Source organism: Lentihominibacter faecis (genome assembly GCF_014306095.1).
GTDB lineage: Bacteria > Bacillota > Clostridia > Peptostreptococcales > Anaerovoracaceae > Lentihominibacter > Lentihominibacter faecis.
The window spans coordinates 1-11459 of the sequence record NZ_JACRWC010000069.1 but is presented as its reverse complement, the minus strand read 5'-3'; the positions used below and the strand labels follow the sequence as shown (position 1 = coordinate 11459).

Annotated in this window: 11 protein-coding genes and 1 pseudogene; 1 reads left to right on the top strand and 11 read right to left on the bottom strand. The window is 47.6% G+C overall.

All coding sequences use genetic code 11. From position 1 onward, the window contains the following. From H8876_RS05650 to H8876_RS05610, 9 genes and pseudogenes are all read right to left on the bottom strand, one after another. A pseudogene (locus tag H8876_RS05650) lies at window positions 1-317 on the bottom strand (ABC transporter permease); the annotation flags it as partial. Window positions 318-513: 196 nt separating this feature from the next. Beyond that, window positions 514-2250 (bottom strand): ABC-F family ATP-binding cassette domain-containing protein, encoded by a 1737-nt coding sequence (locus H8876_RS05645; protein WP_249286910.1) that lies wholly within the window; start codon window positions 2248-2250, stop codon window positions 514-516. Window positions 2251-2276: 26 nt separating this feature from the next. Beyond that, a complete protein-coding gene (locus tag H8876_RS05640; protein WP_249286909.1) occupies window positions 2277-4520 on the bottom strand; it encodes a U32 family peptidase in 2244 nt (747 codons plus the stop codon). A gap of 23 nt (window positions 4521-4543) precedes the next feature. Beyond that, window positions 4544-5650, bottom strand: a complete 1107-nt coding sequence (locus H8876_RS05635; protein ID WP_249286908.1) for an ABC transporter substrate-binding protein — start codon at window positions 5648-5650, stop codon at window positions 4544-4546. Window positions 5651-5652: 2 nt separating this feature from the next. After that, window positions 5653-6444: an ABC transporter permease gene (locus H8876_RS05630; RefSeq protein WP_249286907.1), complete on the bottom strand. Its 792-nt coding sequence runs from the start codon at window positions 6442-6444 to the stop codon at window positions 5653-5655. Window positions 6445-6461: 17 nt separating this feature from the next. Then, the gene (locus H8876_RS05625; protein ID WP_249286906.1) at window positions 6462-7277 is read right to left on the bottom strand and encodes an ABC transporter permease; all 816 of its coding nucleotides are present in this window, start codon (window positions 7275-7277) and stop codon (window positions 6462-6464) included. Continuing rightward, window positions 7270-8343 (bottom strand): ABC transporter ATP-binding protein, encoded by a 1074-nt coding sequence (locus tag H8876_RS05620; protein ID WP_249286905.1) that lies wholly within the window; start codon window positions 8341-8343, stop codon window positions 7270-7272. The genes H8876_RS05625 and H8876_RS05620 overlap by 8 nt, the downstream gene beginning before the upstream one ends. Before the next feature lie 29 nt (window positions 8344-8372). Further along, entirely contained in the window at window positions 8373-8930 is a 558-nt protein-coding gene (locus H8876_RS05615; RefSeq protein WP_249286904.1) for a helix-turn-helix domain-containing protein, read from the bottom strand. A gap of 127 nt (window positions 8931-9057) precedes the next feature. Then, on the bottom strand, window positions 9058-9228 hold the full coding sequence (locus H8876_RS05610) for a hypothetical protein (protein WP_249286903.1): 171 nt from the start codon (window positions 9226-9228) through the stop codon (window positions 9058-9060). An 80-nt stretch (window positions 9229-9308) separates the two neighbouring features. Here H8876_RS05610 and H8876_RS05605 point away from each other — a divergent pair, with 80 nt between their 5' ends. Then, window positions 9309-10664 carry an MATE family efflux transporter gene (locus H8876_RS05605; RefSeq protein ID WP_249286902.1) on the top strand — a complete coding sequence of 452 codons (1356 nt, stop codon included), beginning with the start codon at window positions 9309-9311 and terminating at the stop codon, window positions 10662-10664. Window positions 10665-10666: 2 nt separating this feature from the next. Here H8876_RS05605 and H8876_RS05600 read toward each other — a convergent pair whose 3' ends face one another. After that, complete coding sequence (locus tag H8876_RS05600) at window positions 10667-11128, bottom strand: macro domain-containing protein (protein ID WP_177265102.1); 462 nt, start codon at window positions 11126-11128, stop codon at window positions 10667-10669. 13 nt (window positions 11129-11141) lie between these two features. Further along, on the bottom strand, window positions 11142-11459 hold a 318-nt coding region (locus H8876_RS05595; RefSeq protein WP_249286901.1), incomplete at its 5' end, for a hypothetical protein.

Below are 11459 nucleotides of genomic sequence, written 5' to 3'. Positions count from 1 at the left end.
CTCTCTATTCTTTGTTCTCCATCAACCACTTTGGCTTTTATGGGTTTTGCCGATCCATTATATTGAAAAATCATTTCTTCAGCTTCTTTTATTTTTTCTATATCCTTGAACTGGTCAACATCGAAATAACCACCGTCTTTTTTTGTTATTGACAAAGAAGAATCAGAAAGCTTATATAAAGACTTTTCTAGGCTATTACTTGATTTCATGATACTTAAACATGAGTATAAGCAAGAAAGAAGTATTGTTAAGATAACGAATATGATAAAAGTTCTATTTTTTTTCCTTGTAATATATGCTATGGCATTTTTTATCACTTTTTTACCACGCCCCTTCCTATTTTTCACAATTAATACGCTTGTTTTTAGATATATTACAAACCCTTTATGAAACGTTTATGAAATTACGGAAAGAGCCAATATGGTGATTTAGACATAGAAAATCCCTCTTCCGTAGATTTTGGTTATTCACCTTGTCTACAGAAGAGGGATCCTATCGTAGCATCAGATAGCATCACAGCTCCTCCAGCTGTCCGCAAAGCTTATCCACCGCCGCCAGGTCGTTTTTCTTGAATGCTGTCGTGATAGCGGCTTCCAGCTCCTGTTTTTTCCGATCCGTTTCCAGATACGCCGAGTCAAAATACTTGTCATATACCATCTTTCGGAATTTTCGCGTCCGCATCCGCCTCACGGTGTGATCCTCCACCAGCAGTATGTAATCCGCACATCCTGCCGCCAGATAAAAATCGTGAGTCACCATCAGAACGGTCCCCTCATAATCCGCGATCGCCTTTTCCAGTGCTGTCTGTGCATACAGATCCAGATGGCTGGTGGGCTCATCTAAAATCAGAAGCTGTGCATCGGATGCCGCCAGCAAAGCGATCTGCAGCATATTCTTTTCTCCACCTGAAAGCTTGCTCACCTTTTGATCCATACATTCTTCCTGCAAACAATACCGTGCCAGACAGTGACGAACATCCTCACGAGTTGCAAATCCCCCATCCTGCAAAGTCTCAAACACGGTTTTTTCCTCGTCCAGACCTTCTTCCTGAAGCTGAGACAGACAGGCGTATTTCGTGTTCTCATCTATATGGATCGCCGGATGGTCATTCTGCAAAATATCCCGGATCAGCGTCGTCTTACCCGTTCCGTTAGCTCCGATCAATGCAGCTTTTTCCCCTGCAAAAAGCTGAAAGCTCACGTTTTCCAACAGATCTTCTTCAAAGGACACCTGATAGTCTGTGATCGTAAGTACCGGCTTTTTCTCTGCAGCCTCTTCCACATTCACCTTCGGCAACACGATCTCCGGCTCCCGGATCTCGATAAAAGGTGCCTTGATCTGCCGTGCCACCAGCCGATCCAGCTGTGACTGTTTCGCATTGACCGACCGGCCGATGACCGGATTGACCTTTTCCGTTGCCCGCTTTCTTAAAATATCCACCAGTTCCTGAGTTCTCGCGATTTCTTCCTGTTCCTCGATATTCTGCAGTTTAAGTGCCAGTTTCTCACGCAGGATGGAGCAGCGATATTCCGAATACGTCCCGTCGAATTCCTGCAGATCTCCATTTTCCAAATGAAGGATCTTATTGAAGCAGTGATTCAATAAATACCTGTCATGGGTGATGACCAGCATCGTCCCCTCATACTCATTGATCAGCTGAGCCAGTCCTCCCAGATTTCCGAAATCCAGAAACACATCCGGTTCGTCCAGTACCAGCAGATTCGGTGCCAGCAGCATTTCCCGCATGATCTGCAGCATCTTATATTCTCCGCCGCTGATATCCGCCAGCTTCGTCTCCGCCAGATCATTCATCCCGGCCACTGCCAGCGATTTTCTGATCTTGCTTTCGTAATGATCCCCGTCCATGGCTTCATTTTGATCCAAAAGCTGCTGGTACTGTTCATACAGCGCATCCAGGTCCTCAGTCTCCGTCATAGCAGCACATACGGTCTCGATATCCTTTTGCAGCGACGTGAACCGCTCACTGAGAAATTCAAACACGGTACGATCCTGAAACTTATCTCCCACGCTGAACTGGCTGGCATAGCCGATCCGGCAGCTTTCATCCCGCACTATTTTCCCATCATAGAGGTACTCCTCCGGATGGATCAAAATCTCCGCCAGCGTGGATTTGCCTGTTCCGTTGCTGCCGATAAGCGCACAATGCTGCCCCGCTTCCAGTGTGAACGAAATGTCCTTATATAAATCTTTTGCAGTAAAACCGAAAGAAAGTTCTTCTACCTGAATCATATCACTCTTCCTCTTTGCAGTAAAAACTATAAAATTTCCTTATTGAAATGGCCACGCGTATCCGTCTTCTGATTGAACGCCGACTTGTCTGTCGAACCTTCAAGTTTCTGCTGCGCCAGATCGATGATCCGCTTCACCTCCGCCGCAGACTCTATGGTAAAGCTGAGCCGGAACGCCTCCACCCCGTCGATCTGCGGCATCTCATCCAGCAGATTCAGGATCTTGCCGTTGAGTATGGTCGTCGAACAATCCTCATGTGTAAGCACCGGAAATTCCCCGTACTCATCCTTGAGCTCATAAGCGCCGCTTTTGCAGGAGCCGCAAAGCCCCATCTTCTTCAGCGGACAGTATTTGGTAAAAAGCAGCGGAGCACGTCCATACACGATCATCTCAAGTGCCGGACTGCCGCCGTTGGTCTCTTCGTAAACTGTGATCAGATCCTGGATCTGATGACGGTTAAGCTCATAAGAAAGGGTCACTCTCTTCGCACCCAGTTTATACAACGCATAACAGCTTGCCGCATTGACCACATTAAGGGAGTAATCTGTCACGAACGGGTTGGTCTTCCGATAGCGGAAAATACCGCCGTATCCACCCAGAAGCAGTTCGCCTTCCCGATCTTCATACACATTTTGATTTCTGCGAACGATATTGTCGAAGTAAACGTCTTTTATGCCACAGGCCTTACAAACGTCATACTGTTCCTGTGTCGTCACAGTCGCCGTCAGATACGCTTTCTGCAAAGGAAACGAAACAGGTTCTTTCGCTGGTTCCTGTTTTATCCGTTTTTTCCATTTCGCCAGCTTTGCATCGTAAAGCGCCTGTACGATCTGCCGTCTGGCACTGTTTAGAAGCTTTGCAGGAATAAAAGCATTATAGGATTCAAACTCCAGCTCACCGATGACAAACACCGTCTCTCCCAGCCGTGCCAGGTGTTTTTCCACCTGCTCCCGGCTCGTTGGGCTGCTTACCGCTTCTTCCAGGATTTCTTCGCTTTCATACAGATACTGCATCCCGAAGCCTTCCGCATCGATTACCAGTGCCGCTCCCGGATAGGCATATACCTTAAGATCCAGAGGAAACCTCCGGAATTCTTTATCTAGATCTGCATCCAGTCCCTTGTAAAACAAATAGTCCTTCGTCTTGTAAACCACATCTCCCGGCGAAAGCTTTTCCTTGATCTTGATATAACACGTATCATCGGCCTGATTGATCAGCTTTCCCTCCTGATCGTACAATCGCGCCACTGACAGATTCACGTCTTCATTTTCGTGGTCGATACGAATGATGTCATTTTGATGCAAAGTCTTCGTCAGAGCGATCTCATACATGCCCTTAAAAGAACCTCTCACCGTTCCGATCTCGTAACCAAAATTATTAGGTCTTTGAATATTTGTGATACTGCCTGGATCTTCTCCAAACATGTACCCCTCGGTATACGTTCTGTTAAACGTCTTCTGCAAAGCTTCCCGCTCCACTTGATCTGCGCCTTCATCCAGCGCCTTACGGTACCGCTTCACTACATTTGCCACATAAGCCGGTTCTTTCATGCGGCCTTCGATTTTTAAGGAGTCTATGGATTTCAGATCCTCAATATGATCGATGGTGTTCAGATCCTTCATGGACAGAAGATAGCTGGTTCCATAGGACCTGCCGCTCTCTCGCTCCAGCAGTTCGTAAGGTTTTCTGCAGGATCCCACGCACCGTCCCCGGTTGCCGCTCCGGTATCCGATCAGGCCGGACATAAGGCAGTTTCCGGAGTAGGAAACACACAGCGCACCGTGAACAAACACCTCGATGGGAATCTTTGCAGCTTTTCTGATTTTTTTTACATCTGCCAGATCTACCTCACGTGCCAGCACCACCCGGTCAGCACCCATTTCTTTGAGCAGCATCGTACCTTCCAGGTCGTCCACACCCATCTGCGTCGAACAGTGAACTTCCATATCTGCAAAGTTTGCCGCAACATAATCAAACACCGCCAGATCCTGCACGATAATACCGTCAACACCGATGCCGTTCAATGCATCCAGCTGCTGTCTCATATCGCAGGTCTCGTCTTCAAAAACGATAGTGTTCATGGTTACGTATATTTTCACATCCCGCAGGTGAGCGTAGCGAATCGCCTCCGCCAGAGAGTCGATAGTAAAGTTGTCTGAATATGCCCTGGCACCGAATTTTTCCAATCCCAGATATACTGCGTCGCATCCGTTGGAAACGGCAGCCCGCAGTGCCTCCATATTACCGGCCGGAGCCAATAATTCTGTCATGCTGTCTCCTCCTCGCTTAATATCTATTTCGTCTTCAGCTCTTTCCACATCTGGCTGTAAAGCGCCATAGTCTTATCATCAAGAGCTTTATATACTTCACATTTTTCCACTACACTCTGCTCTGGAAAAATCAGCGGATCCTCTCTCACTTCTTCATCCAGGCTGTTGTAGGCAGCTGTATTTGGTGTCGGATAATAGATTTCCTCAAAGTTTTTCACCGCCACATCTCCACGGCAGAGGTAATCCAGAAACTTCTGTGCCCCTTCGTGATTTTTTCCCTTTTTCATCATGATCCAGGAGTCGATCCAGATATTAGAACCTTCTTTCGGAAGCACGTATTCCAGGTCATTTTCATACTCGTGCGCCAGATAAGCCTCGCCTGAATAGCAGACAGCCAGCGCAGCATTGCCGGCAACCATCTCCTCCCGCACCTCATCAACAAAGTATGCTTCCACATCCGGCTTCTGTTTCAATAAAAGATTCTGCGCCTGCTGCAGTTCTTTACGATTCGTCGTATTCAAGGAATGCCCCTGATATTTCAATGCGCACATATAAGCATCCCGTATACTGTTCTGCATGATGATCTCACCTGCGTATTCCCCGTTGAACAGACTGTCCCAGCTGGTGATCTCCTCATGGATCATAGACTTGTTGTATAAGATCCCTACAGTTCCCCAGAAGTATGGAATGCTGTATTTGTTTTCCGGATCGTATGTCCGGGAAAGCTTCCAGTAGAAATCCCCAATATTATTGACATACTGCATCTTGCTGTGATCCAGCTCCACCACCTCGCCTTCTGCGATCAAACGCTCGATCATATAATCTGATGAACAGATCAGATCGTATGGTATCGTACTGGATGTATATTTAGAATACATTTCTTCCGGTGTTGTCGCTTCTTCGTACAGGACTTTGATCCCCGTTTCTTTTTCGAAATCCCGAAGCACGGAGGTATCGATATATTCTCCGTAATTCAGTACCGTTATGGTATTGCCTCCGCCTGCCTCAGACATATCCACAGAAGACTCCTCTTCTCCAGTATTTCCGCATCCCATAAGGGTCCATGTCAGCAAACCGAGCATCAGCAGCAGACATGCGGTCAGAAGATTTTTTTTCACGCTCTTTTTCATGTTCAGGAAGCCGCCTTTCTGTTCTGAAGTTTTCGTTGTATTTGTTTCTGCCGGATCCGCGGCATATAATTGACCAGAAGAAGTACGATCAGTACGACTGCAAAGATCAGAGTCGACAGTGCATACATCTCCGGCTTGATCCCGCGCTTCAGTTCTCCGTATATCATGGTGGAGAGGGTGTTGATCCCGGCGCCCTTCGTGAAATAAGTTACTACAAAATCATCCATCGACATAGTCACCGCCATAAAAAATCCGCTGACTACAGCCGGGAAAATATTAGGCAGTATCACTCGCGTAAAGGCTTTCACACTGCTGGCTCCCAGATCCCGCGCAGCCTCATAAACGCTCATATCCATCTGCTGAAGCTTCGGCAAAACACTTAAAATCACATACGGGATGTTAAAGGTGACGTGCGCCAGCAAAATGCTGACATATCCCAGGTTGGTGAATCTTGAAAACCAGAGCATCAAAGCTATACCCGTCACTATATCCGCATTGAGCATAGGGATATTGCCCACACCCAGCGTCAGGGAATAGCTCCTTTTTTTCATGGCATCGATCCCCACAGCAGCCAGAACACCTATCACGGTAGCGATCAGCGCAGAGCCAAATCCTATGGTCAAAGTATTTTGCAGTGCCGCTACCACATCGCTGTTATGAAACAGCGTCTTGTACCATTCCAGCGTAAAGCCGCCCCACACCACGCGGGAGCGAGAATCGTTAAAAGATAACACCACCAGGACCGCGATCGGTATATATAAAAATGCGATAATAAGCGCCAGATAAAATTTCATAAAAAAGTTCTTGCTTCTTACCATGCGCGTCGTTCCTTTCCTTCTTCCTCATTTGATGTAAAGATCATACTGATGAGAACAAAAATCATCAGCGCGATCGAAAGTCCGGATCCCAGATGCCAGTTCATACTGGTAGAAAACTCCTGTTCAATAATGTTTCCTATAAGCATCACCTTGCCGCCGCCCAGAATATCCGGGATGGCAAATGCAGTCAGTGACGGTACGAACACCATGGTGATCCCGCTGATTATCCCCGGCTTAGTCAAAGGGATCATGATACGGGTCAGCACCGCCTTCGGTGGTGCTCCCAGGTCTCTTGCAGCCTCGATGACATCATCCTTCAGGTCTGTTACAGCATTATATACAGGCAGGATCATAAACGGCAGATAGTCATACACCATGCCGATGACGATGGCCATACTGGAATTTGCCAGATCCTGTCCCGGAAGCCCTATTGCCCCCAGGGCTCCGTTGATCAGGCCGTTTCGTGACAGCAAAAGCTGCCATGCCATGATCCGCAATATAAAATTCACCCACATAGGCAGGATCACGATGATAGCCATCATTCCCTGCTTGCCAATGTTTAATTTTCGTAAAATCAATGCCAGCGGATATGCCAGTACCAGACAGATCCCCGTACAGAGTATCGCCAGCCAGAGAGCCAGCAGGAGAGCCTTTAGATGGACCGGCTCGAAAATCGCCAGTATATTGCTCATGGTCATTTCGCCGCGACCATCGCCGAGAGCATAAAAAATGATCATCAGAAGCGGCAGTACAGTAAAGCCGATGATCCATACGATATATGGTCCGGCCAGTAAACTTCGTTTATTCATTGGTATTGATTACCTCCTGTGCCGCAGATGTCGGTTTGTGCATGATCTGGATATTTTCCGGTTTCACGTAGATCCCCACTTCCGTACCGGGATGATAAGCTTCCGTGCTGTGTGCAAGCCACTCGAAGCCGCCAGCCTGCACCTTCATCTCATAATGCACACCCTTGAACAAAATAGAAGTGACCCTGCCGTCCAGCATGCCGCTGCCCGGCTTTTGGAATTCCATATCCTCCGGACGGATGACCACGTCAACAAGCTCATTGCGTCCAAATCCCGAGTCCACACATGGGAATGGGATCCCCAGGATCTCTACCAGAAAATCTTTCGGCATCACACCGTCAATGATATTGCTTTCCCCGATAAAATCCGCAACAAAAGCGTTTTCCGGTTCATTATAAATGTCCACCGGTGTACCGATCTGCTGGATCAGCCCCTGGTTCATGACGATGATCCGGTCGGACATAGTCAGAGCCTCTTCCTGGTCATGGGTAACGAATACGAAGGTGATTCCCAGCTCATTTTTGATTTTGATCAGTTCCTTCTGCATATCCTGTCTGAGCTTCAGATCCAGTGCCCCCAGCGGTTCGTCCAGAAGGAGGACCTTCGGCTCATTAACGATAGCCCGGGCGATAGCGATCCTCTGCTGCTGTCCGCCTGAAAGTGACATGGGATGACGATCCTCATATCCTTCCAGATCTACCAGCTTAAGGGCGTATTTGATTTTATCATGAATATAGGCACTGCTCTTTTTCTTCAACTTCAATCCAAAGGCAATATTATCTGCAACACTCATATGCGAAAACAGAGAGTACTTCTGAAACACCGTGTTGATGTGACGTTTGTCGGGCGGCAGAGCAGTGATATCCTTTCCCTCAAAAATCACACGCCCCTCATCGGGCATGATAAATCCGCCGATCATACGCAGTGTTGTGGTCTTCCCGCATCCGGACGGTCCCAGCAAAGTCACAAATTCATTTTTACCGATATCGATGCTCAGATCATCCAGGATCTTTTTCCCGTCAAAAGACTTTGACAGATGTTCCAAATTTAAAATTGCCTGTTCCATTCAGTTACTCCTCATTCCTGTCATTTTTCTTAAAAAGTTGGCGGCGTGCTCACCCAGATCAGCTTCGCCCGGGTGGCACCCGTGTTTGCAATCGAATGCTTCTTGTTGGCAGAAAAATAAAAGCTCTCCCCTGCCTTTACCATATAAACGTTACCTCCCAGCCTGAGCTGGATATGTCCCGATATCACGTATCCGAACTCCTCTCCTTCATGAGGTTTGTCTTCTGCGAGAGCTTCCTTTGGCTGCAGCACCACAAGAAGAGGTTCCATCTGATTCTGCTGTGCATTGGGAACGATCCACTGGATACTGTTTCCCGCTTCATCGATCTTCTCAAAGAAGTCCTCCTCTGAATACACTACATGTTCTTCTTCCGTCTCCCGAAAGAACTCAGAGGGCGTAGTTCCCAGACATTCGATCAGATCCAGCAGTGTCACCACAGAAGGAGCCACCTGGCCACGTTCCAGCTGCGAAATGTAGCCCTTCGTAAGTTCTGCACGATCCGCAAGTTCCTGCTGAGTCAATCCGTTTCGGTTCCTTAGATCCTTTATTTTCTCTCCGATTCTGCCGTTCACATAATTTGGTTCCATGTTTTTTCTCATTTCCTTTGTGATAAATATATCAAACAAAATGTAATTTATACCTAAACTTTCGGCACGTCTTCGATTATACTATTTCTAAACAAAAAGTCAACTATTGTTATCAGTTTTAAACACCCTATCGCATAGCTATAAGACGATAGATCTCCCTGTTTTGCCAAAGAAAAACCGGTGCTCTGGATTTCCTCGCCGCACCGGCTGTTTTACTTACTTTGCTTTTTCTATACGCCATGATCTCATGCCAGATGTTTTTCTCTTTTAAAAATGCATAGATTTCCTGCTTGTTCATTTCATCTTCCCTTCTTTTTTGTTATACTGTAAAATACACTATCGTTTTCACCGTATTTTGTCAAGGAAGGATCAGAAACCATGAGCAATTCCATCGGTCAGCACTTTACACCATGGTCTTTATTGAAATTCGCAGCACCGTCCATCATCATGATGACGTTCATGTCGCTGTACACCATCGTAGACGGAATCTTTATCTCCCGGTTTGTGGGGAGCAATGCCCTATCGTCTCTCAACATCGTCTTTCCCGTCATCACGCTGGCCATTGCCATCGGCACCATGTTTTCCACCGGAGGCAATGCGGTCATCAGTAAATACCTGGGTGAAGGCAATACCAAAAAAGCCTGTCAGTGCCTGACCCAGTTCGTCCTGTTCTGCGTGTCCCTCAGCATCGTACTGGTCGTTCTTTCAATCCTGTTCGCTTCTCCCATTTCCCGTTTTCTGGGAGCTACCGATATCCTGATAGACGACGCCGTTATCTATCTGCGTATCGTCATGGCATTCGCACCGGCCTGCATCCTTCAGACCCTGTTTCAGTCCTACTTCGTAACAGCGGGACACCCCGGCATGGGGCTTGGTCTGATGATCGTCGCCGGATGTACCAACGCCGCTCTGGACTACGTCTTCATCGCAGCCATGCACATGGGGATCGCAGGAGCCGCTCTGGCGACCGGCATCGGTCAGTGCATCCCGGCTGTAGCAGGTGTAGTGTTCTTCCTGTTCACAAAAAAAGAACTCCGCTTCACCCGCTGCGGATTTTATCCTAAAGAAACGGCAAAGGCAGCGTTCAACGGGTCCTCCGAAATGGTGACCGAGCTGTCCACTGCCATTATAACCTTCTTATTTAATATCATTCTCCTGCGCCTTGCCGGGGAACACGGCGTTGCCGCCATCACCATCCTGCTCTACGGAGAATTTCTGTTCAACGGATTTTACCTGGGATTCGCTATCGGTATCAGTCCCATCATCGGATTCCAGTACGGCGCACAGAACCGCCATGAGCTCCGCAGGCTGTACAAGATCGCCTTCCTGTTCGCAGCAGGTACATCCCTGTTTATGGCGCTCCTGGCCTTCCTTCTGTCCGGCCCCATCACGTCGGTATTCACGAAAGATCCGCAGACTTATGTCCTGGCTGTGGCAGGCTTCAAACTCTTCGCAGTCAATTTCCTGTTCAGCGGATTGAACATCACATCCTCAGGATTCTTCACTGCACTGTCCAACGGGAAGACTTCCGCCATCATTTCCTTCTGCAGGACTCTGCTGTTCACAACAGCTGCACTTCTCCTTCTGCCGAGATTTCTCGGCATCACAGGAGCCTGGATCGCCATGCCGGTCGCCGAACTTTGCACCCTGCTAGTATTGATCCCGATCCACGCAAAATATTTCCTTCGCCCGGGGAAACACAACTATCTGCAGGAACCCCCGGATTCAAAATAATATTATTTCAGCACCAGGAATACGTCCATCAAATAATCTTTCAGGTATTCATTGATAGCTCCCATAGCAACACGCATGGCATCCTCTCTCGGATAGCCGTAGATCCCGGAAGAAATCAGAGGAAAAGCGATCGATTGACAGCCTTTTTCTTTTGCTGCCTTCAAAGCATTGATGTACGCATCGTGAAGCAGCGTTTCTTCCTTGTGAAAACCATCTTTCCATATCGGCCCTACTGCATGTATGATATATTTTGCCTGCATATTATATGCATCGGTCGCTACTGCACTGCCTGTCGGACACGGGGCCAGCTTCCTGCAGTCTTCTGCAAGCCGAGGGTCATCTGCTGCTGCAAAGATCGCTCCGCAGACACCGCCTCCCGGCGCCAGCTGTTCATTGGCTGCATTCACCACTGCATCTACATCCATATTGGTTACATCACCGTTTACTACTACTCTTAAAGCCATCTTGATTCCTCCTTTACCGGTTTCGATATACTTTACGGATCATTTTATGTCCTCGATTCAAAGTCCTGTCACAAATCATATTGCCAAAAGCAAATACTCTCGCACAGATCTTATCGTACAGAAAATCGATGATCGCATGATATGCCGTATGCAGTGCCGGTCTGGAAAAAGCATAGACAGATGCGATCGCCAGCCCGAAGCTTAGAATATAAGTAAGTACATTCCCGTCTCCCGGCAGATCGATATGCTCGATGAGATATCGAATCGGTATATGACAAATATACACCGTCATGGTTCGCTGCCCTATCCCCGTACAGAAACTGTCTCTTAT

Coding starts and splice junctions, on each gene's coding strand:
- H8876_RS05640 (WP_249286909.1), bottom strand. CDS start 4,520: ATGACAGAATTATTGGCTCCGGCCGGTAATATGGAGGCACTGCGGGCT.
- H8876_RS05635 (WP_249286908.1), bottom strand. CDS start 5,650: ATGAAAAAGAGCGTGAAAAAAAATCTTCTGACCGCATGTCTGCTGCTG.
- H8876_RS05600 (WP_177265102.1), bottom strand. CDS start 11,128: ATGGCTTTAAGAGTAGTAGTAAACGGTGATGTAACCAATATGGATGTA.
- H8876_RS05625 (WP_249286906.1), bottom strand. CDS start 7,277: ATGAATAAACGAAGTTTACTGGCCGGACCATATATCGTATGGATCATC.
- H8876_RS05610 (WP_249286903.1), bottom strand. CDS start 9,228: ATGAACAAGCAGGAAATCTATGCATTTTTAAAAGAGAAAAACATCTGG.
- H8876_RS05630 (WP_249286907.1), bottom strand. CDS start 6,444: ATGAAATTTTATCTGGCGCTTATTATCGCATTTTTATATATACCGATC.
- H8876_RS05615 (WP_249286904.1), bottom strand. CDS start 8,930: ATGGAACCAAATTATGTGAACGGCAGAATCGGAGAGAAAATAAAGGAT.
- H8876_RS05605 (WP_249286902.1), top strand. CDS start 9,309: ATGAGCAATTCCATCGGTCAGCACTTTACACCATGGTCTTTATTGAAA.
- H8876_RS05620 (WP_249286905.1), bottom strand. CDS start 8,343: ATGGAACAGGCAATTTTAAATTTGGAACATCTGTCAAAGTCTTTTGAC.
- H8876_RS05645 (WP_249286910.1), bottom strand. CDS start 2,250: ATGATTCAGGTAGAAGAACTTTCTTTCGGTTTTACTGCAAAAGATTTA.